The sequence below is a fragment of the Micromonospora sp. NBC_01699 genome (genome assembly GCF_036250065.1).
Classification (GTDB): Bacteria; Actinomycetota; Actinomycetes; order Mycobacteriales; family Micromonosporaceae; genus Micromonospora_G.
This window is the reverse complement of sequence record NZ_CP109199.1, coordinates 4,163,128-4,185,616: the sequence shown is the minus strand read 5'-3', so window position 1 is coordinate 4,185,616 and position 22,489 is coordinate 4,163,128. Positions and strand designations below refer to the sequence as shown.

Genomic DNA, 22,489 nt, shown 5'->3' with positions numbered 1-22,489 from the left:
GAGGGCCGCTGGCCGTGGTCGGCACGGGGGAAGTGCCGTCATGATCTCCCGGCGCGGGGCGATGCACGCCCACCCCGCGCCGGCCGGTTGCCGGGCCTCAGGCCCGCGGTGGCCCGTCGTAGTCCGGCGCGACGTAGACCGGGAGGCGTTCGCCGCCCCCACGGGCGTACCGACGGGTGTAGGTGACGTGCCCGCGTGGCTGCGGCAGCCGGGAGGCCGCCGTGGCCGGGTCAGCGGACTCGCCGCCCTCAACCGACGTAACCGGAACTTTCAGGTACATCGGCAGCGAGCGCGCAGCAGCCACAGATCGAGCGGGAGTCACCTCGTGGCGTTGGTCGTGCCACGGACCGCCAAGGAATAGGACCTTCATCCGCTTATCGTCCCCTGTCCGGGGCTCCAGCGCCTCATCCGTCGGTCCTTGAATCCGTGAGGCGCCCGAAAATCGTCCGATCAGGCGGTAAATACCCCGCCACCGCCGGACGATGGGGCCTCCATCATCGCGGCGGTGGGGGATATTCGAGCGGTGGAGCGGGCTCCGTTCGGGAGCACATTTCACCAGGTCAACGGTGAGTGGTCGACCGACTACCCGCCGATAAGGTCGAACCGTTCCCAGGCGCCGATCGCCGCTCGATTCGCGATCAGCGGCGCGGCGCCGCTGTTTTCCGCGGCGACGTACGAGTTGTTGCCGAGGGAACGGAGGCTGACGCTACCGTCGGTGTTGCGGACGAGTTGGAATGTTTCCCAGGTACCGATGGCGGTTTTGTTGGCGATCAGGGGCGCGGTCCCGTTGGACGCGCTGACGATGAGTCCGTTGGCCCTCGACCGCAGTGCGATGTTGCCGTTGCCGGCGTCGAGCCGGTCGAACTGCTCCCACGGGCCGACAGTGGTCCGGTTGGCGATCAGGGGCGCGGCACCGCCGTTGTCGGCGGTCACGTACCGGCTGTTGACCCGGGCCCGCAGACTCACCACCGGGCTCGTCGGCACGCCCGGGTTGAACCGCTCCGCCCAGTAGCGGGTCCGGTCCAGGTACGCGGTCTGCGCCGCCGTCCCGGTCAGCCCGTACGCACCCGAGTAGGTCAGGTAGCCGTGACCGGCCGGCGGGGTGGAACTCGCCGGCTCGATCGTCGAACCCTCGTGCCACTCGTTGAACGAGGTGATCGACACCCAGTCCGGCGGCGTCGGCGTACCCAGCGCGTTGCTCCACTGGCGGTCGTACGCGGCGCCGTTGTCCCGGTTCAGGGTGGGTGTGGTGTTGCCCGGCACCGCCCGGTCGTCCAGGTAACCGGGCGCCACCGACGGTGCCCAGACCAGCCCGTTCGCCCGGCAGAACGCCGCGGCGTTCGCCCAGCCCGGTGCGGTCGCCCCGGCGATCCCGTCATAGGTGTACATGCCGCCGAAGTTGGCCACCTTCGAGGTGTCGGTGGTCTGGGCCAGCACGATGTTGTTCGCCCGCACCTGGGCCAGCGGGGCCCAGTCGGTGATCCGCAGGCTCTCGAAGACGTAGAACGCCGCCCGGTTGCCGTGCGCGGCGTCCCGGTAGAAGGCCGGGCTCGACCCGTACCGGGAGTTGATGTAGTTGATGTCGGCGACCGTGCTGGCCGCGGTCCGCCCGCTGTACGGCTCCAGGTGCCAGGCGACCTTGATGCCGTACTGGGCGGCGGCGGTCAGGGTACGGGCAACCAGGTTGTCCTCGTACGAGCCCTGCCCCCACCAGCTGTAGACGATCGTGCCCACCCCGGCCTGGCTGATCCAGGCCATGTGCTGGTTGATCGTGGCGACGTCACCCGAGTCGTACGCGCCCCGGGTCGGGTAGAAGTCCGCCCCGATGTCCTGCGGCGGGGTGTGGTTGCCCTGCTGCCAGTGCCGGTAGCCGCCGTTGACGGCCGGGTTGCCGTACCAGGAGTAGTAGAAGATGTGGACGTTGGACGCGGGCGCGGCGAGTGCCTGGACGGGTGCTTGCGCGGGCACGGTGGCCCGCGCGGGTGGTGCCGCCTGTGCGGTCGGGCCGGGCGCGCCGGCGAACCCGACTGCGACGAGCAGCAGGGGCGCCAGGGCGAAGCGCGCCCAGCGGGAGATCCGGTGCATGTGTGTCCTCCGTAGTGGCCGAGCCGGACCCGTGACCGGTGCGGGCGGTGGAACGCCCGCACCGGTCAGCCGGGTTGCGGCGGTCAGCCGCCGATCAGGTCGAAGCGTTCCCAGGCGCCGATCGCCGGACGGTTGGCGATCAGTGCCTGGGCGCCACCGCCCTCGGCGGCGACGTACTGGTTGTTGCCGAGGCTGCGCAGGCTGACGCTGCCGTCGGTGTTGCGCACCAGGGTGAAGGTCTCCCAGGTGCCGATGGTCGTCTTGTTGGCGATCAGCGGCGCGGTGCCGTTGGACGCGGTGACGATGAGCCCGTTGGCCTTCGCCCGCAGGGCGATGTTGCCGTTGCCGGCGTCGAGCCGGTCGAACTGCTCCCACGGGCCGATCGCCGGCCGGTTCGCGATCAGGGGTGCCGCACCGCTGTTGTCGGCGGAGACGTACTGGCTGTTCACCCGCGCCCGCAGACTGAGCACCGCGGGTGTGGCGACGGTGCCGGTGGTGAAGGTGAACGCGTCGACGTCGAACAGGTTCCCCTGCCCGGTCACGCCCTTGAACACGAGGTAGAGCGAGGTGGTGCCGGTCGGCGCGTTCGACAGGTTGGCGGTCACGTTGGTGAACGTCTCCCAGCCACCGGTCGGCGCGACGGCGACGCTACCGAGCAGGGTGCCGGTGGCCGAGCCGGTACGCACCTCGATGGTGCCGCCGACCCCGCCGGAGGAGACCCGGGCGGTGAACTGGGTGGCGTTGCCCAGCAGGTACGGCTGGTACGAGATCCAGTCGCCGTTGTCGACGAAGCCGGCCGTGCGGCCACCCTCGGCGGCGGCGTGGTCGGCGGTCTGGATGCCGGACTGGGCGCCGAAGTGCTCACCCTGCCGGTGCTTCGGCTGGAGCGTCTTGGTGGCGCGCGAGGTGAGGCCGCCGTTGTCGGTGTAGGTGGCGTCGAAGACCCCGAAGATGTTCGCGGCCGAGTCGTGCTCACCGTCGACCGGGATGGTGATCGTCCCGGTGCAGCCGGTCTTGGAGGTGATCTGGTGGGCGTGGCTGTCATGCCCCAGCGAGTACGTCACCGTGACCCGGGCACAGTTGACCGTGCCGTCCTCGGCGTCACCGGCGGTCACCGTGAACGGCACGGTGTCGCCGAAGTTGAACAGCTGGCCGTCGGCCGGCAGTTGCAGGTTCACCGTCGGCGCGGTGTTGCCGACCGTCACCACCAGGCTGGCCGTGCCGGACAGCCCGGTCGGGTCGGTGACCCGCAACGTCGGCGAGTAGGTGCCGTTCGCGGTGTACACCTTGGTCGGGTTCGCCGCGGTCGAGGTGGTCCCGTCGCCGAAGGTCCAGAGGTACGACAGCGCCCCGCCCTCCGGGTCCGAGCTGCCGGCCGAGGAGAACCGGACGGTCAGCGGGTTCGCCCCGGAGGTGGGGGTGGCCGAGGCGACCGCCACCGGGCTGCGGTTGCCGCCGCCGATGTACTCGACCCGGATCAGCGCCTGGTTGTTCGACCCGGTGCCGTAGTCGAGCACGTACAGCGCCCCGTCCGGGCCGAACGCCATGTCCATCACCTGGGTACCGGTCCACGGGAAGGCGGAGATCTCGCCGGGGGTGCCGTTGGCGTTGACCGCGATCGCCTTGATCCAGCGGCGGCCGTACTCGCCGGCGAAGAACTGGCCGTCGAGCGACTGCGGGAACTTGACCGGGGAGTTCAGCGAGGCGTTGTACCGGTAGACCGGGCCGCCCATCGGCGACTCCGAGCCGCCACCGAACTCCGGCGGGGAGCCGGCGTCGCCGTACCTGATCCAGCTCGGCTTGGCGGCCGGCAGGGTGGTCTGGCCGGTGTTGCGGAACGAGTTGTTGGTCGGGCCGGTGGCGCAGTTGTACTTCGCCTGGGACGGGCCCGAGGGGAAGGTGTACTCGTTGTACGTCTCCGACGTGGTGTTCGTACCGGTGCAGTACGGCCAGCCGTAGTTGCCCGGCGCGGTGATCCGGTTGAACTCCACCTGACCGCCCGGTCCCCGGTTGGCGTCGCCGACACCGGCGTCCGGACCGTAGTCACCGAGGTAGACGATGCCGGTGGGCTTGTCGACGCTCATCCGGAACGGGTTGCGGAACCCCATCGCGTAGATCTCCGGCCGGGTGTTGGCCGTGCCCGGCGCGAACAGGTTGCCGGCCGGGACGGTGTACGTCCCGTCCGCCTGCGGCTTGATCCGCAGCACCTTGCCACGCAGGTCGTTGGTGTTGCCCGAGGAGCGCTGGGCGTCGAACTGCGGGTTGCGGGTGGTCCGCTCGTCGATCGGGGTGTACGAGTTCGACTCGAACGGGTTGGTGTCGTCACCGGTGCTCAGGTAGAGGTTGCCGGCGGCGTCGAAGTCGATGTCACCGCCGACGTGGCAGCACTGACCCCGGTCGTTGTTGACCTGGAGCATGATCCGCTCGCTGCCCAGGTTCAGCGTGTCGTCGGCGTTCAGGGTGAACCGGGACAGCCGCAGGTGCCCCTTCCAGCGGTCGAAGTCGGCCGCCGTACCGGTGGTCGGGGCGTCCCCGGCCGGGGTGGTGAGGGTGGGGGAGTAGTACAGGTAGATGAAGCGGTTGCTGGCGAAGTTGGGGTCCGCCGCGACGCCCTGCAACCCCTCCTCGTCGTGGGTGTAGACCGGGATGTTGCCGGCGACCTTGGTGTTGCCGGCCGCGTCGGTGACCCGGACGGTGCCGTTGCGGGCGGTGTGCACCACTGAACGGTTCGGCAGCACCGCCAGCGACATGGCCTCGCCGATCTCGGCGGAGCCGGTGGCGAGGACGACCTGCTGGTAGTCGGCGGGCGGGATCACCACGGCCTGGGCCGCGCTCGGCGCGGCGGCCAGGGTGAGCGCGGTGGTCGTGGCGACGACGGTGGCCGCGACGACCAGGCGCGACCAGCGATGGGGGGTAGGGGACATCGGGTTCCTTTCCGGGGTGGTGCCGGGGGTGTGGGGGAGAGCGCGGGGGTCAGGCGCCGTAGACCTCGAACTCCCAGAGCGAGTAGCCGTAGGGGGTCAGGGCGCGCTGGGTGCCGTACACCCGGACGTAGCGCCCGGTGCCGGTGAGGGTGACGTCGTCGACGCCGCCGTCGGAGGCGGTGGTCGAGTGCACGGTGGTCCAGGTGGTGCCGTCGGGCGAGGTCTGGATCTGGTACGCCCGGCCGTACGCGGCCTCCCAGTTCAGCCGTACCCGGCTGATCGAGCGGCTGGCGCCGAGGTCGACCGAGATCCACTGCGGATCGGCGTAGGCGCTGCCCCAGCGGGTGGCCGGATTGCCGTCGACGGCGTTGCCGGCCACGTGCCCGCTGCCGGTCTCGACGGTGGAGGCGGCGGTCGGCCGACCCGCCGACAGCAGCGACGGGGTGCCGGTGACCGGGGTGCCGTACACGTTGAGGTCCCACAGCGAGTAGCCCCAGGCGGTGGCGCGCTGGGTGCCGTACACCCGGACGTAGCGCCCGGTGCCGGTGAGGGTGACGTCGTCGACGCCGCCGTCCGACGTGGTGGTCGAGTGCACCGTGGTCCAGGTGCTGTTGTTGGCCGAGGTCTGGATCTGGTACGCCCGGCCGTACGCCGTCTCCCAGTTCAGCCGCACCCGGTTCAGGTTGTACGTCGCGCCCAGGTCGACCGAGATCCACTGCGGGTCGGCGGAGAGGCTGCCCCAGCGGGTGGCCGGGTTGTTGTCCACCGCGTTCGCCGCCACGTGCGGGCTGCCGGCCTCGACGCTGGAGGCGCTGGTCGGCTTGCCCTGGGCCAGGTCGGCGGTGGGCTGCGGCGGGTTGCCGCCCTCGGCCTTGATCCGGATGTTGCGGTAGTTGATGTCCATCCCGGCGCCGTCGTTCTGTACGCCGATGTAGCCGTTGGCGATGTTCCGGGTGCTGGTGTAGTCGTTGATCTTCACTCCGTTGAGCCAGATCTCCACCCGCTGCCCGTGCACCCCGATCTCGTACGTGTTCCACGACCCCGGCGGGTTCAGCGCGGCGGCCCGCGCGGCGGTGTCCGGCGCCTTCAGGCTGTAGACGCTGCCGGTGGTGCGCGACGGGTCGGCGTCGGTCGCGTCGATCTGGATCTCGTGACCGGTGTCGACCGGCTGCCACGGGTCGCCCTGCGGGTCGGGGAAGCCGATGAAGACGCCGCCGTTGTCGTCGCCGGGCATCATCCAGTCGAGCTTCAGCGAGTAGTTCGCGAACGTCCGGACCGGGTACCAGAGCAGCCCCATCCCGCCGACCGAGGTGAGCGTGCCGTCGGCCAGGGTGAAGCCGCCCGGACCCGCCTGGCGCCACTGGTTCAGGCTGGCCTGGCTGCCGTCGAACAGCGCGGTGTAGCCGACCTCGGGACGGCAGTCGGCCGGCTTGGACCCGGCCGCGATCTGGATCCCGCCGAGCAGCATCCGGGTGAAGTTCGCCTCGGTGTACGTCTGCTCGGTGTGCCCCAGACCGGTGTACCAGGACCGCCCGCCGCCGTAGCTCTGGCACCAGGTGATCGGGTGGTCCCCGGCCATCGACCCGCCGCTGTACGACGACTCGTCCAGGTTGGACAGCACTTTGACGTTGGCCCGAGGGTTGGCGCGGTAGTTGTACCACTCGTCGGTGCGGGTCCAGCTCTGCGGCAGGTGCGCGGTCGAGACGTTCGACCGGTCCTCGGTGCGTACGGTCGCCTGCTGGGTGGCCGGGTGCGAGGCGAAGTAGCCGCCGACCAGTCCGCCGTACCAGGCCCAGTCGTACTCGGTGTCGGCGGCGGCGTGTACCCCGACGTACCCGCCACCGGCGGCGATGTACGACTGGAACGCGGTCTGCTGGGTGGCGTCGAGCACGTCGCCGGTGGTGGAGAGCCAGACCACCGCCTGGTACTGGGCCAGGTTGGCGGTGGTGAACTGACCGGCGTCCTCGGTCGCGGTGACCGTGAAGCCGTTCGCCGCGCCGAGCGTCTGGATGGCGGCGATGCCGTTCGGGATGGACGAGTGCCGGAAGCCGGCGGTCTTGGAGAAGACCAGCACCTTGGTCAGCGGTGCCGCCGACGCCGCCGGTGGGGTCACCCCGACCAGGGCGGCCGTCGCCACCAGGGCGAGGCTGAGGACCGTGGAGAGCGCACGGATGCGCATGGTTGCTCCTTCGCGGAGGACTGGAGGGGGTCCGGGCAGTGCGCCGCCCATGGGCGTGGACGGGGCTGGTCAGCCGCCCGGCCGGGGGTCGTCAACCTGGCACCGCCCGCCGGGCGATGCTTGCGGCTGCCGACCCCCGCCGGGCGGCTCGTAGCTGGGTCGCTAGCTGGTGACCAGGGTGAACTTCTCCCAGGGGCCGATCGTGGGGCGGTTGGCGATGAGCGCGCCCGCGCCCCCGTTCTCGGCCGACACGTAACTGTTGTTGACCGTGGCCCGGAAGCTCACCGTGCCGTCCGAGTTGCTCACCTGCGTGAACGTCTCCCACGCGCCGGCCGACGGCCGGTTGGCGACCAGCGCCGCCGCACCGGCGTTCTCGGCGCAGACGAACTGGTTGTTCAACCGCGACCGCAGCGCCACGTTGCCCGAGCCGACGGCGACCACGTCGAACTGCTGCGCGGTGCCGACGGTGGTCGAGTTGGCGATCAGTGGCGCGGTGCCGGCGGTGACGTACTGGTTGTTGGCCATCGCCCGCAGCGCGGTTCCGCCGGTCGGTGGGGGAGTGCCGCCGGTGAGGATCCGCAGCGCGTCGACCATGCCGACCGCGGTCGCCTTGTTGACGATCCGGATCGTGTGCGAGCCGTTCGTCAGCCCGGTCTTGCTGTAGACCACCGCCTGCGCCTGCCGGGCCCCGCTGACGTACAGGTTCACGTTGGCCTGGAACACGTTGTCGATGTAGACGTCGACGTTGCCCATGTCGCCGTTGCGCTCGGACAGGTACTCCACCCCGGTGCCGGTGAAGGTGTACGAGGCGGTCGCGCCGACGGTGTTGGTGTGGTGGGTGTCGTCGTTGTAGTCGCCGTACCCTCGGGCGTTGGTCAGGTGCCAGTTGGCGTCGTAGGTGAGCAGCGTGTTGTTGACCAGCCCGCCGCCTCCGCCGCCCCCGCTGCCGAGGCCGAGCGTCGAGGCCGTGTTGAGCAGGCTCTTGGCGCCCTGGTTGGCGGTGCCGGTCAGGGTGGTGGAGGTGTAGTTGGCCAGCGGCTTGGCGGTCCGCTCGACCACGTACACCGCGTTCGCCGCCGTGGCGAAGGTGATCTCGCCGGCCGAGCTGGTGGTCAGGATGGCGTTGTCCGACGTACGCCGGACCCGGACCTCCTGGGTGCCCCACGGGTTGACCACCCGCGCCTGCTTGCCGTACAGGCTCTTGATTCCGACGTACTTGGTCTCGTTCGCCTCGCGCTCCGAGCTGACCAGGAAGCCGTCCTTGGCCAGCAGGGTGAACTTGCCGACGAAGCCGGACGGGACCGCCGGGAAGACCCGGATCTTGTCGTTGTAGCTCTGCATCAGCGACTCGTTCATCGCCGCCAGGTGGATGCCCAGGTACTCGAACACCCCGTTGGTGTTGTTGGTCATGCCGTTGGGGTAGTTCTGGTACTTCTGGAGCATCGTCCGCATGCCCTGGAACGCCTGGTCGGCGAGGCCGAGCCTCGCCGCGTGCACGTGGTCGTTGGACCACACGTTGCCGTACGGGTGCGGCCGCACGTTGAACGTGTTGATGGCGGTCTGCTGGTCCGGGTAGCCGATGCCGGTCTGGTCGTACGGCCAGACGAGCTCCAGCGACACGTTCTCGTTGTTGCGGGTCTGCGAGATCGGCGGGTCGTGCGGCAGGTAGGCGCCGTTCTGGATCTGGTACGGGGCCAGGTTGTTGACGATGTTCTGCCAGTTCGCCCGCAGCCCGCTGTCCAGCCCGAGCTGGTTGCTGACCGAGATGGTGAGCGGGAACAGCAGCCGTACGGCGGCCAGGTCGGTGATCGCGTTGCGCACGTCCCAGTACGTCTCGTGCGAGTTCGAGTTCGCCATGTAGTACCGGCCGTTGCCGTCGACCGAGAGCCGGTCCTCGTAGAACTTCACCGCCTCGCGCATGTACGGATACGCCGTGTTGCGCAGGTACGCCTCGTCATTGGTGTACCGGTACTGGAGGTACATGTTGTACGCGGCCTCGGTGCCGGTGGAGTACAGGTCGTTGACGTAGTCGCTGTTGATCGTCCCGCGCGCGTTGCCGTCCCAGCCCATCGTCTCCGGTACCCAGAGCCCGTCACTGCCGTACCGGGTTGTCGTGTACGACTTCAGCGGGGCGAGGTTGCGGCTGTAGAGCCGGTTGAACCCGCCCATCAGCTCGGTGTGGTTCGAGGCGTAGAACGAGTTGTAGACGTCGCGTTGGTTCCAGTACCAGTAGCCGTTGCTCCACTTGCTCTGGTCCTGCGTCGCCCGGAACACGCCGTTGATGAAGTGCAGCGGGTAGTTGCCGTAGCCACCCGCCGCGATCATGTACGTCGCCAGGTAGTAGACGTTCTCCAGGTAGTCGGCGTCACCGGCCGAGTTGGAGTACTGGACGAACGACTTCTCCCAGAACGCGTGCCACCAGTTGCGGTAGTTGTTCAGCGTGGTCGCGTACCCGGTGCTCTTCACCGAGGCGAGTTGGTTCTTCGCCTGGGTGACCGAGTTGAGGCCGGGGGAGTTGATCCGGCTGGCCGCGGTGAACCAGACCGTGTAGCTGGAGGTCGGGGTGATGTTCAGCCGGACCTGCCGGCCGTTGACGACCTGCGAGGTGTAGCTGGCGCCCTCGACCGTGGCGGCCAGCGTGTAGCCGAAGTTGTTCGGGTCGCTCTGCCCCCGGCTGATCCCGACGCCGGTCGAGTCCGCGAACGTCGAGTACGTCCGCCAGGTGTTCAGGTCCGGCACGTCGGCGATGTTCTGCACCGTGTTCGGGTCCCACAGGCTCAGGTCCAGCCCGACGCTGGTGACGCCCGGCCGGGTGTCCTCGACGTGGATGCCCATGACCTCGGAGTTGGGCGAGCCCATCACGGTGACCGTGCGGTTGCTGTCGTACTTCGTGGTGAGCGTGCCGTCGTAGAGCGACAGGCGCTGCTGGAACGTCGTGTACCCGGTGTCCATCTGTGGGTTGCTGAACAGGTTGACCAGCCCGGCCGCGTACGTCGACTGCTGCGACAGGTCCACGCCGGACACCTGCATGGTCAGGCCGTTCTGGTTCCAGGCCATCGCGCCGGTGCGCCCGTTGCCGACGGTCAGCCCGTGCAGCGGGTTGGTGTTCGGGCGGTTGTAGACGATGTCGTGCTTGGACAGGTAGTTGGCGTAGTTGACGTTCAGCGCTCCGGTGCTGGAGTTGAACGCCGCGTCCGTGGGTGACGCCGCCGCCGGGGCGCTCTGTCCGCTGACCGCCAGGCCGACCAGGAGCAGGGCGGCGGCGGCGATGCGGGTCGGCGTGCTCATCTTCATCGACACGATCCCCTCTAGATCGCTCGTTGCGATGTGCTCGTGCCACGGACGCGGTGCGTCCGTGCGACCCCCCATCCGCCGAAGTGGGGGGCTACCACGAGACTGTCGTGCATGGGTTCGGACGGTTTCCGGGCAGGATGATCCGACCGTGATGTCCAACCGACCCACATCTGTCACATGCAGTTAACATCGGATGTCTTTGCTAGTCAATCCTTGGCTGTCGATGTTCTGTCGGCCCAGCTCAGCGCCGGTGGACCGCTCTCCGGGCGCGGTGATCCTTGGTAGCAGGGCAGCCACCGGAAGCCATATCAGCCCTGTTCGGGCCGCTAACCCCGCCGCTGCGCCACGACTATCCAACGCCGAAATTCATCCGATGACGTGCCGCGCCGCCACGACTGCCAGCCCATCCAGCCCGGACCGACACCAACCGAACCGCCTCCCCCACCCCACCCCCACCGCCGCCCCCACCGCCGCCCCCACCGCCGCCCCCACCGCCGCCCCCACCGCCGCCCCCACCGCCGCCCCCACCGCCGCCCCCACCGCCGCCCCCACCGCCGCCCCCACCGCCGCCCCCACCGCCGCCCCCACCGCCGCCCCCACCGCCGCCCCCACCGCCGCCCCCACCCCACCACCTCGGCGATCTTGCACTTGTGGCGCCCGATTTAGGGCATTCATCCAGGTTTGCGGACGACCACAAGTGCAAGATCGTCGCGGTAGGCCGGGGTGGGGGGAGGGGTGGGGGGAGGGGGTGGGTCAGGGGTGTTTGGTTTTTCCTAGGTAGGTGCGTAGGTGTTGGGCGGTGAGCGTGTTCGCGTGGGTCAGCAGGTTGGCGGGGGTGCCGGTGAACACCACTCGGCCGCCGTCCTGTCCGGCGCCCGGACCGAGGTCGATCAGCCAGTCGGCGTGCGCCATCACCGCCTGGTGGTGCTCGATCACGATCACCGTGTTGCCGTTGTCGACCAGCCGGTCCAGCAGGGCGAGTAGCTTGTCCACGTCGGCCAGGTGCAGACCGGTGGTCGGCTCGTCCAGGACGTACGTGGTGGCCTTCTCGGCCATCTGGATGGCCAGCTTGATCCGTTGCCGTTCGCCGCCGGACAGGGTGGTCAGCGGCTGCCCCAGGCCGATGTAGCCCAGGCCCACGTCGGCCAGCCGGTCCAGGATCGCCCGCGCCGGTCCGCTGCCGAAGAAGTCCCGCGCCTCGGTCACCGACATCGCCAGCACCTCGCTGATGTCCCGGCCGCGCAGCCTGTGGGTGAGCACCTCGGCGGTGAAGCGCTTGCCCTCGCACTGCTCGCAGACCGACGCCACCCCGGCCATCATGGCGAGATCGGTGTAGACCAGACCGATCCCCTTGCAGTTGTGACACGCGCCCTCGGAGTTCGCGCTGAACAGGGCCGCCTTGACCCCGTTGGCCTTGGCGAAGGCGGTCCGGATCGGGTCGAGCAGACCGGTGTAGGTGGCCGGGTTGCTGCGCCGGGAACCCCGGATCGGCGACTGGTCGACCACGGCCACCCCGTCGCGGCGGGGCAGCGACCCGTGGATCAGCGAACTCTTGCCCGAACCGGCGACCCCGGTCACCACGGTCAGCACCCCGAGCGGGATGTCGACGTCGACGTCCCTGAGGTTGTGCAGGTGGGCACCGGTGATGTGCAACTGCCCCTGCGGCTGCCGTACGCGCTCGCGCAGTCGGGCCCGGTGGCCCAGGTGCCGGCCGGTGAGCGTGTCGGAGCGCCGGAGCCCGGCCACGTCACCGGTGTAACAGATCCGGCCGCCCGTCGATCCGGCGCCCGGCCCCAGGTCGACCACGTGGTCGGCGATCTCGATCACCTCGGGCTTGTGCTCCACCACCAGTACGGTGTTGCCCTTGTCGCGCAGCCGGATCAGCAGGTCGTTCATCCGCTGGATGTCGTGCGGGTGCAGACCCACCGTCGGTTCGTCGAAGACGTAGGTGACGTCGGTCAGGCTGGAGCCGAGGTGCCGGACCATCTTGACCCGCTGCGCCTCGCCCCCGGAGAGGGTGCCGGACTCCCGGTCCAGGCTCAGGTAGCCGAGGCCGATCTCGACCAGCGAGTCCAGGGTGTTGCGCAGGGTCTTGACCAGCGGCCCCACCGAGGCGTCACCGATCCCGCGGACGAACGCGGCCAGGTCGCTGATCTGCATCGCCGAGCACTCGGCGATGTTGCGGCCGTCGATGGTGCAGGCCAGGGCCGCCGCGTTGAGCCGGGTGCCGGCGCAGGCGGGGCAGCCGGTGAAGGTGACGGCCCGGTCGACGAAGGCCCGGATGTGCGGCTGCATCGACTCGCGGTCCTTGGCCAGGTAGAGCCGCTGCACCTTGACCAGGAGGCCCTCGTACGTGGTGTTGAAGTTGTGGGTCTTGATCTTGGTGGCCGGTTTGTTGAGGAAGTCCTCCCACTGCTCGGGGGTGTAGTCCCTCAGCTTCGTGTCCGGGTCGAACAGGCCGGACTGGACGAAGGTCTGCCAGTACCACGAGCCGACGGCGAAGCTGGGCGCGGTGATCGCGCCCTCGTTGAGCGACAGGTTCACGTCGAACAGTTGGTGGATGTCGGTCGCGGAGACCCGGCCGAGTCCCTCGCACTCCGGGCACATGCCCTCGGCGCTGTTGAAGCTGAACGCGGTCGAGGTGCCGACGTACGGGGTGCCGAGTCGGCTGAAGATGATCCGCAGCATGGTGTGGGCGTCGGTGGCCGTACCGACGGTGGAGCGCGAGTTGGCGCCCATCCGCTCCTGGTCGACCACGATCGCGGCACTGAGGTTGTGCAGGGCGTCCACGTCCGGCCGGCCCAGACTCGGCATGAACGACTGGACGAAGGCGGTGTAGGTCTCGTTGATCAGCCGTTGCGACTCGGCCGCGATGGTGCCGAAGACCAGCGAGGACTTACCGGAACCGGAGACGCCGGTGAAGACCGTGAGTCGGCGCTTGGGGATGTCCAGGGATACGTCGGTCAGGTTGTTCTCCCTGGCTCCCCGTACCTCGATCATCTCGTGGCTGTCCGCGGCCGGGCGGGCCGGGTCGGGGCCGGCGACGGCGTGCCGGCCGGGCGTGGTGGCGAGCTGTCCCCGCCGCTCGTCCTCGGCGAACAGCACTCCGCCGCCCGGCCCGTCCCCGTTGCCCGCCGGCTGGCTGGCGTGGTCGGTTCCCATACCGTTCCCCCCTGATAACCTTACGGCATAAATGGATAACCCGACGAGGTTAGTTTATGTGCTAAGGAGTTGCAAGTGGTGGTCTTTGCCGGCCAGGGCGATCCTCGCCGTTCGATGGCCCTGCTGTGGCGCACGCCCGGCTCCGCCGAGGTGCGGACCGGGCCGGGGCCCAAGCCGGCACTGAGCGTGGACGAGATCGTCGACGCCGCGATCGAGGTGGCCGACCGGGACGGAATGGCCGGACTCTCCATGCGCGCGGTGGGCGAGCGGTTCGGGCGTACGGCGATGGCCCTCTACACGTACGTCCCGAACAAGAGCGAACTGCTCGACCTGATGTACGACCGGGCGCACGCCGAACTGCCCACCGAGTACGCGCCGGAGCCGGACTGGCGGGCCACCGTCACCGCCTGGGCGGGCGACCTCTGGGCGTTCTACCTGCGACACCCGTGGGTGCTACAGGTGTCCCAGGCCCGGCCGGTGCTGGGGCCGAACGAGTACGTCGTGCTGGAGACGTTGCTGCGGATCCTCTACCGGACCGGACTGCGGTCGCAGGCCGTGCGGCGTACCGTCGGCACGCTGTTCCACTTCGTCCGGGGCATCGCCCAAACGGTCACCGAGGCCCGGCACGCGAAGGTGGCGACCGGGATGTCGGACGAGGACTGGTGGTACGCCCGTTCGGCCCTGCTGGCGGAGGTCGCGCCCGACTTCGGTGAGCGGTTCCCGACCGTGACCCGGCTGGAGAGCGACCGGGGGTTCCGGCTCGACGACGAGAGCGTGCCCTACCTGGAGCAGGAGGCGAGGGAGACGTTCGACTTCGGGCTCACCGTGCTGCTCGACGGCATCGAGGCGGTCGTGGGTGCCGGTGGCGGACCGGTTCCGTCCGTCGGGTAGGTGGAGAAATGCGGTGGCCGGGTACCGGCGACTCGTGCAGCATGGCCCGGTGCCGCAGAGCCCGACCACCGTCTCGATCGCCCGGACGAGTCCCGAAGCCGACGACGCGCGCCGGATCCTGCGCGCGTACTACCACGACATCGTGGGCCGCTACCACGGTCGGGAGGCGACCACCGCCGAGGTCGACTCGGTGCTGGTCGAGGAGCCGAGCGACGATCTCACGCCGCCGGGCGGCCTGTTCTGGGTGGTGACCGACGGCGCGGTGGCCGTCGGCTGCGCCGGTCTGCGGCTCCTGTCGGCCGGGGTCGGCGAGGTGACCCGGGTGTTCGTCGCGGCGGCCGCACGGCGACGGGGGATCGGCTCGCTGCTGCTGACCGAGGTGGAGACCGCGGCCCGCGACCGCGGCCTGTCCCGGCTCCGGCTGGACACGCGCCACGACCTGGTCGAGGCGCGCCGGCTCTACAACCGGCACGGGTACGCCGAGGTCGAGCCGTTCAACGACAGCCCGTACGCCGCGCACTGGTTCGTCAAGCCACTCCGTTAGACGGTGGGAGGGATTGCCGTGCGACGCTCGTACGTCGTCACCGGCGGTGGTCGAGGGATCGGGCGTTCCATCGCGGAGCGGCTGCTCGGCGACGGCCACGCGGTCGTGTTGGTCGAACTCGATCCCGCGGCGGTGGCCTGGACCACGGGTCATCCGGCCGGTCCGCGGCTCGTCGCGGTGCTGGGTAGTGCCTCGGACGAGCGGGTGACCGCGGCGGCGGCGGATCTCGCGGCGACGGCGGGGACCTTCGCCGGCTGGGTCAACAACGCCGCCGTCTTCCGTGACGCGGCGCTGCACTCCGCGCCGGCCCGTGAGGTCGCCGACCTGATCGCCCGCAACGTCGAGCCGGCCGTGGTCGGCTGTGCGACGGCGGTCCGCCGGTTCCTCGCCGCCGGTACGCCGGGTGCGATAGTCAACATCTCCTCGCACCAGGCCCTGCGCCCGGTACGCGGCGCGCTGCCCTACGCCACCGCCAAGGCCGCGGTGGAGGGCCTCACCCGCGCGGCGGCGGTCGACTACGGGCCGTACGGCATCCGGGTCAACGCCGTGGCGCTCGGCACCATCACCACCGAGCGCTACGAGTCGCTTCTGCTTGGTCGTCCGCCCGAGGAGGCGGCCGGGGTGCGGGCGGAGATGGCCCGACTGCACCCGGTGGGGCGGGTGGGCCGACCCGACGAGGTCGCGGCGACGGTCGCCTACCTGCTCTCGGACGAGGCGAGTTTCGTCAACGGCGCCGTCCTGCCGGTGGACGGCGGCCGCTCGGCGCTCGGGCTGGACCCCGAGGCGACCTGACGGTGCGGTGGGGCGGTCGGCGTACTCCATGAGGACAACGTGCCGTCCGGGCGGGTAACTTGGCAATGGCAAGATTCGCTCGGGAGGGTCGTACCGGACTCGAAGCTGTCGTACCCCGGCGGCATCATCGCGTGATGTCGGTCCCCGCCGCGCCGCCCGACCCGGACAGTCCCGTCAGAGCGGACAGGGGAGTAGGTAGGCTCGCGGTCAGCGCCGGCCCGCCGACCGACGATCATGCCGATCCACGGCGTGTACACCGCACCTCCGGGGGAGTTCAGCTCGTTGACTGCACAGCCTGAGATTCTGTACGGGGCAGATGACCTCACCCATCTGGAAGGCCTGGACGCCGTCCGGAAGCGACCCGGCATGTACATCGGGTCCACCGACAGCCGTGGCGTGGGCCACCTGTTCAACGAGATCCTGGACAACTCCACCGACGAGGGCGTCGCCGGTCACGCCACGCACGTCGAGGTCACGCTGCACGCCGACGGCTCCGTCCAGGTGGACGACGACGGTCGCGGCATCCCGACCGACCTGCACGCGCGCTCCGGACTGTCCGGCGTCGAACTGGTGCTGACCCGGCTGCACGCGGGCGGGAAGTTCGGCGGCGCCGGCTACAAGACCTCCGGCGGCCTGCACGGCGTGGGCGCCTCGGCGGTCAACGCGCTCTCCCACCGGTTCGACGTGACCGTGCAGCGGGGCGGGCAGGTCCACCAGATGTCGTTCCAGCACGGCGTACCCGGTGTCTTCGACGGCGCGGGGCCCTCGGCCGCCTTCACCCGGCAGCCCGGCCTCCGACCGCTGGGCCGGATGAAGCGCGGTGCCCCCACCGGCACCTCCATCCGCTACTGGCACGACGCTCGCTACTTCGAGACCGGGGCGACGCTCGACGTCGACGCCGTCCGGGCCAAGCTGCGCAACACCGCGTTCCTCGTGCCCGGTGTCACGTACGCGCTGCGCGACAACACCGCCGAGTCACCCACCACCGAGACGTTCCACTTCCCCGACGGCCTGACCGACATGGTGGACTTCCTGACCCCGGCCGGCGACAAGCCCGTCTCCGGCACCCTCCTGATCATCGGCGAGGGCACCTACCGGGAGAACGCCGCCGACGAGCACGGCGTCATGCAGAGCAACGTCGAGCGCCGGGCCGAGGTCGAGGTCGCGCTCAAGTGGGGAACCGGCTACGACCGGACGGTGGAGACCTTCACCAACACCATCCGCAACATGCACGGCGGCACCCACCGCAAGGGCTTCGAACGCGGTGCCGTACGGGCGTTGACGACCGCCATCCGCAACACCCGCGGCCTGCTCAAGCCGAAGGAGGACCCGCCGATCCTCGACGACGTGCTGGAGGGCATGACCGTCGTGGTGCACGTGCGGATCCCCGAGCCGCAGTTCACCTCGCAGACCAAGGACGAGCTGTCCACCGCACCGGTCACCAAGGTGGTCCAGACGGTGGTGGAGCAGCAGCTCAAGGTCTGGCTGGAGGACCGGCGGACCAAGGCCGAGGCGCGTACCGTGCTCCAGAAGATCGTGGACGCCGCGCGGGTCCGGTTGACCCAGAAGCAGCAGAAGGACGCGGCCCGGCGCAAGACCGCGCTTGAGGGCGCCTCGATGCCACCGAAGCTGGTGGACTGCCGCTCCACCGGGGTCGAGCGCAGCGAGCTGTTCATCGTCGAGGGCGACAGCGCGCTGGGCACGGCCAGGCTGGCCCGGTCGTCGGAGTACCAGGCCCTGCTGCCGATCCGGGGCAAGATCCTGAACGTGCAGAAGGCCAGCCTGCAACAGGTGCTGGACAACGTCGAGTGTTCGGCCATCGTCCAGGTGCTCGGTGCCGGCTCGGGCCGCACCTTCGACCTCGACGCGATGCGGTACGGCCGCATCATGATTATGGCGGACGCGGACGTGGACGGCTCGCACATCCGTACCCTGCTGATCACCCTGTTCGCGAAGTACATGCGGCCGGTGATCGAGGCCGGTCGGCTCTTCGCGGCGGTGCCACCGCTGCACAAGGTCAGCACCAAGGGCCGCAACCCGGAGACCCACTACACGTACACCCAGGCCGAGATGACGAGCAGGGTGGCCCGGCTGGAGAAGGCCGGCAAGCAGGTCGTCACGCCGATCCCCCGGTTCAAGGGCCTCGGCGAGATGGACGCCGACGAGTTGTGGGACACCACGATGAACCCGGCCACCCGCGCGGTCCGGCGGATCAAACTCGACGACGCCCAGGCGGCCGAGGATGTGCTGGAACTGCTGATGGGGGAGAAGGTCGAACCCCGCAAGAACTGGCTCATCGACTCCGCCAGCCGGGTCGATCAGGAAACCATCGACACCTGACGGGTGGAGCCGGCCTCCCGCAGGCCGGTTCCACCGCGCCCGAGTCGCTGTGTAACGAGAGCGGTCGCCGAACCGGCCGACGGATGGAAGAGAGCACGCAGTCATGGCACGCCGTACCGGCAAACCCTCGAAGGTCGACCTGTCCGCCTTCGACCAGGCGGGGGCGCGGGTTCTCGACAACCCGCTCGCCACCGAGGTGGAGGACTCCTACCTGGAGTACGCCTTCTCGGTGATCCACTCCCGGGCACTGCCGGACGCGCGCGACGGTCTCAAGCCGGTGCACCGCCGCATCCTCTACTCCATGAGCGAGCAGGGCTACCGGCCCGACCGGGGCCACGTGAAGTCGGCCCGCGTGGTCGGTGACGTGATGGGTAAGTACCACCCGCACGGCGACACCGCCATCTACGACGCGATGGTCCGGCTGGCGCAGGATTTCTCCCTCAACGTGCCGCTGATCGACGGCCACGGAAACTTCGGTTCCCCGGACGACGGCCCGGCCGCCGCCCGATACACCGAGGCGCGGATGTCCCGCGAGGCGATGCTGCTGGTCGGCGAGCTGGGCGAGGGCACCGTCGACTTCCGGCCGAACTACGACGGGTCGCTCTCCGAGCCCGCCGTACTGCCGGCGGCCTTCCCTAACCTGCTGGTCAACGGCACCTCGGGGATCGCGGTCGGGATGGCCACGAACATGATTCCGCACAACCTCGGCGAGGTGGTCGCGGCGGCCCGCTGGCTGATCAGGCACCCGGACGCGTCCCTGGACAAGCTGATGGAGTTCGTCCCCGGCCCGGACCTGCCCACCGGTGGGTTGCTGCTCGGCCTGGACGAGGTGCGCAAGGCGTACGAGACCGGCCGTGGGGTGGTCCGGATGCGGGGCCGGGTGACCATTGGCCCGCTGGAGGGCAGCCGGGGCCGGCAGGCGATCACCGTCACCGAACTGCCCTACGGCGTCGGTGCGGAGAAGGTCATCGAGGCGATCACCGACGAGGTACGCGGCAAGCCGATCACCTCCGGCCCGCGCAAGGGCCAGCGCCAGCCGGCCCGGCTACAGGGCATCGCCGACGTGAAGGACCTGACCGACCGGGAGAACGGCACCCGCCTGGTCATCGAGTGCAAGGTCGGGGTCAACCCGCAGGCGCTGCTCGCCGACCTCTACCGGCTCACCCCGCTGGAGCAGTCGTTCGGCATCAACAACCTCGTCCTGGTCGACGGGCAGCCGCAGACCCTCGGGCTCAAGGCGCTGCTCGATGTCTTCCTCGCCCACCGCTACCAGGTGGTCACCCGTCGCACCTCGTTCCGTCGGCGCAAGCGGCAGGACCGGCTGCACCTGGTCGACGGCCTGCTGATCGCGCTGCTCGACATCGACGAGGTGGTCCGGCTGATCCGGGGCAGCGACAACGCGCTCGCCGCCCGGGACGCCCTGATGGGCCGGTTCCAGCTCTCCGAGATCCAGGCCGGCTACATTCTCGACACCCCGTTGCGGCGCCTCACCCGGTTCGACCGGATCGAGCTGGAGGCCGAGCGGGACCAGTTGCGCAGCGAGATCGCCGCGCTGTCGGCCATCCTGGACGACGAGAGCGTGCTACGCCGGGTGGTCTCCGACGAGCTCGCCGCCGTGGTCAAGGACTTCGCCACCGAGCGGCGGACGACCCTGGTCGACGGGGATCTCAAGGAGGTGCTGGCCGCCTCCGCGCCGGCCGGTCCGCTGGAGGTCGCCGACGACCCCTGTCAGGTGATCCTCTCCGCGACCGGTCTGGTCGCCCGGACCGCCGCCGAGTCCGAGGAGAGCTCCGAGGGGCGGCGCCGCAACGGCCGGACCAAACACGACGCGGTCCGTACGGTGGTCCGGGCCACCGCCCGTGGCCAGGTGCTGCTGATCACCAGCGCGGGTCGGGCGTTCAAGACCGACGTCCTTCCGCTGCCGGTGCTGCCGGAGCAGGCCGGGACGGTGTCGGTCAGCGGCGGCATGTCCGCGTCCGAGCTGGTGTCGCTGCGCTCGGGCGAGACGGTGGTGGGGCTGGCGCCGCTGGGCGACCAGGCGACCGGGTCGCCGGGCCTGGCCCTGGGCACCAGGCAGGGCATGGTCAAGGTGTGCGCGCCGGAGTGGCCGGTCCGGTCGGACGAGTTCGAGGTGATCGGGCTGCGCGAGGGCGACGAGGTGGTCGGCGCGACCTGGCTGTCCGACGGGGCGGACGCGCTCGTCTTCGTCACCTCGGACGCCTCACTGCTGCGGTTCCCGGCGCAGCTCGTCCGTCCGCAGGGCCTCAAGGGCGGCGGGATGGCCGGTATCAACCTCGCCGCCGACGCGCGGGTCCTGTTCTTCGGCGCGGTCCGGGCCAACGACCCGGAACACGGCGACCCGATGGTGGTGACCAGCACCGGCAGCGGTGTGAAGGTCACGCCGTTCGCGCTCTACCCGGCCAAGGGGCGGGCCACCGGCGGGGTGCGGGCACAGCGGTTCCTCAAGGGCGAGACCCGGCTGGTCGTGGCGTGGGTCGGCCCCCGTCCGGTCGGGGCGAGCAAGCGGGGGGAACCGCTCGCCCTGCCCGCTCCCGACGAGCGCCGCGACGGGTCCGGCACCGCCATCTTCGGCCCGGACATCGTCGGCCACCTGATCGAACGGGGCTGACCAGGGTCGTGCCGCGGACGGTGGGGGTGAACGGTAGCGGTTGTCAGGGCTGGGGGCCGGCGGCCGGCGCAGGGTACGTTTCCGCCACCCCGGTACGCCGGCCGCCGGTCCCTGGTCTCGCTACCTGCCGTTCGGAGCGGTGTCCCACTCCGGGTTGCCGAGGGTCGTCACCCAGCCCCGTACCCGCTCGACGTCGGTGGGGGCGAAGGCGAGGCTGAGCAGGAGCAGCAGCCGCGCCTTCTGCGGCAGCAGGTCGTCGCCGGCGATGATCGGCGCGGTGGTGCTGCCGCCGTAGACGGAACCGGAGCCGGTCCGGGTCGTACTCACGAAGACCACGCCCTGCGCGGCGGCGGCGGTCCGGGCGCTGCTCTGGGCGGACGACAGCCCGCCGGCGCCGGTGCCGGCGGTGACGATGCCCTTGACCCCGGCGGCGGCGAACCCGCTGATCGCCTCACCGCCGGCCTGCTGGTAGCTGTACACGACCTCGACCCGGGGCAGTGCGGTCGGCTGGATCCGGGACAGGTCGAACGGGGTCAGCCAGTCCCGGGTCCGGTCGCAGTCGTCGACCCGTGCCGGTGCCCGCCCGACCTTGATGTTCGGCCCGTCGACCCAGCCCAGTACGCCGAACTCCCGGCTCTGGAAGGTGTCCATCCGGGAGGAGTTGGTCTTGGTCACGTCGCGGGCGGCGTGGAACTCGTCGCCGAGCAGCAGCACAGTGCCGTAGCAGTAGGTGGTCTGGCTGGCCGCCAGCACGATGGAGTTGTAGAGGTTCGCCGGCCCGTCCGCGCCGATCACCTGCGGCCCGTCCGGGGTGACCGCCGCCCACGGCCGCATCGCACCGGTGATCACCACCGGCTTGCGGCTCTGCACGGTCAGGTCGAGCCAGTACGCGAACTCCTCCATCGTGTCGGTGCCGCTGGTGACGACCACCGCGTCGGCCGACTTCAGCGCGTTCTGCACGGCGAGGGTGAGCGCGTGGAACTCGGCCATGGTGTATCCGCCGGAGCCCTTGTTGCCGAACTGCACGGTGCTGACGTCGGCGACCTGCCCGATCTCCGGCTGGAGCTGGCCGACCATGCTGGAGATCGCGATCTGCCCGGACCGGTAGTCGGTGAAGCTGCTGCGCGAGGTGGCGACGCCGGAGATGGTGCCGCCGGTGCCGATCACGGTCACCTTCGGCTTGCGGGTCTTCGCCGTGGCGAGCGCCTCGGTGTACGCGACGCTGCGGATCCCGGCCGGAGCCTGCACTCCGGTCACCGCGCCGGCCGGTGGCGCCCCCGCCTCGGCGTCGGTCGAGCCGCCGTTGCCCAGTGCCGAGGTGTCGATCCCGCCGGCCAGGCCGAGCACGAGGGCGGCACCGAGGGACGCGCTGAGCAGCGGCGTGAGTACGGCACCGAGGCGCCACGGCGCCGGCCGGGACCGGGCCGGCGGTTCGGGACGATTCGCTGCGGTGGGCGGGTTCGGGTCGGACGGGATGGTCGGGTCGGACATGGCGGCCTCCGCGGTGGGGTGCGGTACAACGGAAACCGCATCCTCCGAGTCAGAGTTTTCGATCTTGTTAATCTTCGATTTCGCCTCGCCGGTGCTGCTCCGACTACGCCGCCGACACCCGTCACCGCAGCCTGCCTCGCCGCACGCCGGGTGCGCCT

13 protein-coding genes are annotated in these 22,489 nt (G+C 70.2%); 5 read left to right on the top strand and 8 right to left on the bottom strand.

Annotated features, from left to right (window positions below):
• Positions 1-97 precede the first annotated feature (97 nt).
• The 7 genes from OG792_RS18140 to OG792_RS18110 form a co-directional block, all read right to left on the bottom strand.
• The gene (locus tag OG792_RS18140) at positions 98-304 is read right to left on the bottom strand and encodes a hypothetical protein (protein ID WP_329100383.1); all 207 of its coding nucleotides are present in this window, start codon (positions 302-304) and stop codon (positions 98-100) included.
• A 278-nt stretch (positions 305-582) separates the two neighbouring features.
• Complete coding sequence (locus OG792_RS18135; protein ID WP_329100381.1) at positions 583-2,085, bottom strand: glycoside hydrolase family 99 protein; 1,503 nt, start codon at positions 2,083-2,085, stop codon at positions 583-585.
• A gap of 83 nt (positions 2,086-2,168) precedes the next feature.
• Positions 2,169-5,009: a PQQ-dependent sugar dehydrogenase gene (locus tag OG792_RS18130; protein WP_329100379.1), complete on the bottom strand. Its 2,841-nt coding sequence runs from the start codon at positions 5,007-5,009 to the stop codon at positions 2,169-2,171.
• 49 nt (positions 5,010-5,058) lie between these two features.
• On the bottom strand, positions 5,059-7,188 hold the full coding sequence (locus OG792_RS18125; RefSeq protein ID WP_329100377.1) for a ThuA domain-containing protein: 2,130 nt from the start codon (positions 7,186-7,188) through the stop codon (positions 5,059-5,061).
• A gap of 162 nt (positions 7,189-7,350) precedes the next feature.
• On the bottom strand, positions 7,351-10,482 hold the full coding sequence (locus OG792_RS18120) for a glycosyl hydrolase family 95 catalytic domain-containing protein (RefSeq protein WP_329100375.1): 3,132 nt from the start codon (positions 10,480-10,482) through the stop codon (positions 7,351-7,353).
• A 366-nt stretch (positions 10,483-10,848) separates the two neighbouring features.
• Positions 10,849-11,106 carry a hypothetical protein gene (locus OG792_RS18115; RefSeq protein ID WP_329100373.1) on the bottom strand — a complete coding sequence of 86 codons (258 nt, stop codon included), beginning with the start codon at positions 11,104-11,106 and terminating at the stop codon, positions 10,849-10,851.
• 129 nt (positions 11,107-11,235) lie between these two features.
• Positions 11,236-13,482 carry an excinuclease ABC subunit UvrA gene (locus tag OG792_RS18110; RefSeq protein WP_329111314.1) on the bottom strand — a complete coding sequence of 749 codons (2,247 nt, stop codon included), beginning with the start codon at positions 13,480-13,482 and terminating at the stop codon, positions 11,236-11,238.
• Between the two features lie 237 nt (positions 13,483-13,719).
• On the opposite strand from OG792_RS18110, the gene OG792_RS18105 reads away from it, so the two are divergent.
• The 5 genes from OG792_RS18105 to OG792_RS18085 all read left to right on the top strand — a co-directional run bounded on the left by OG792_RS18105 (position 13,720) and on the right by OG792_RS18085 (position 20,840).
• Positions 13,720-14,535, top strand: a complete 816-nt coding sequence (locus OG792_RS18105; protein WP_329100371.1) for a TetR/AcrR family transcriptional regulator — start codon at positions 13,720-13,722, stop codon at positions 14,533-14,535.
• Positions 14,536-14,584: 49 nt separating this feature from the next.
• Positions 14,585-15,079, top strand: coding sequence for a GNAT family N-acetyltransferase (locus tag OG792_RS18100; protein ID WP_329100369.1), 495 nt, complete (start codon positions 14,585-14,587; stop codon positions 15,077-15,079).
• An 18-nt stretch (positions 15,080-15,097) separates the two neighbouring features.
• Positions 15,098-15,871, top strand: coding sequence for an SDR family NAD(P)-dependent oxidoreductase (locus OG792_RS18095; RefSeq protein ID WP_329100367.1), 774 nt, complete (start codon positions 15,098-15,100; stop codon positions 15,869-15,871).
• 234 nt (positions 15,872-16,105) lie between these two features.
• Complete coding sequence (locus OG792_RS18090; protein WP_329100365.1) at positions 16,106-18,211, top strand: DNA gyrase/topoisomerase IV subunit B; 2,106 nt, start codon at positions 16,106-16,108, stop codon at positions 18,209-18,211.
• Positions 18,212-18,314: 103 nt separating this feature from the next.
• Positions 18,315-20,840, top strand: a complete 2,526-nt coding sequence (locus tag OG792_RS18085; RefSeq protein ID WP_329100364.1) for a DNA gyrase/topoisomerase IV subunit A — start codon at positions 18,315-18,317, stop codon at positions 20,838-20,840.
• 120 nt (positions 20,841-20,960) lie between these two features.
• Here the strand turns inward: OG792_RS18085 and OG792_RS18080 are convergent, their stop codons facing one another.
• Positions 20,961-22,331, bottom strand: coding sequence for an asparaginase (locus OG792_RS18080; protein WP_329100362.1), 1,371 nt, complete (start codon positions 22,329-22,331; stop codon positions 20,961-20,963).
• Positions 22,332-22,489 lie beyond the last annotated feature (158 nt).

Coding starts and splice junctions, on each gene's coding strand:
- OG792_RS18135 (WP_329100381.1), bottom strand. CDS start 2,085: ATGCACCGGATCTCCCGCTGGGCGCGCTTCGCCCTGGCGCCCCTGCTG.
- OG792_RS18130 (WP_329100379.1), bottom strand. CDS start 5,009: ATGTCCCCTACCCCCCATCGCTGGTCGCGCCTGGTCGTCGCGGCCACC.
- OG792_RS18125 (WP_329100377.1), bottom strand. CDS start 7,188: ATGCGCATCCGTGCGCTCTCCACGGTCCTCAGCCTCGCCCTGGTGGCG.
- OG792_RS18120 (WP_329100375.1), bottom strand. CDS start 10,482: ATGAAGATGAGCACGCCGACCCGCATCGCCGCCGCCGCCCTGCTCCTG.
- OG792_RS18110 (WP_329111314.1), bottom strand. CDS start 13,482: ATGATCGAGGTACGGGGAGCCAGGGAGAACAACCTGACCGACGTATCC.
- OG792_RS18090 (WP_329100365.1), top strand. CDS start 16,106: ATGCCGATCCACGGCGTGTACACCGCACCTCCGGGGGAGTTCAGCTCG.
- OG792_RS18085 (WP_329100364.1), top strand. CDS start 18,315: ATGGCACGCCGTACCGGCAAACCCTCGAAGGTCGACCTGTCCGCCTTC.
- OG792_RS18080 (WP_329100362.1), bottom strand. CDS start 22,331: ATGTCCGACCCGACCATCCCGTCCGACCCGAACCCGCCCACCGCAGCG.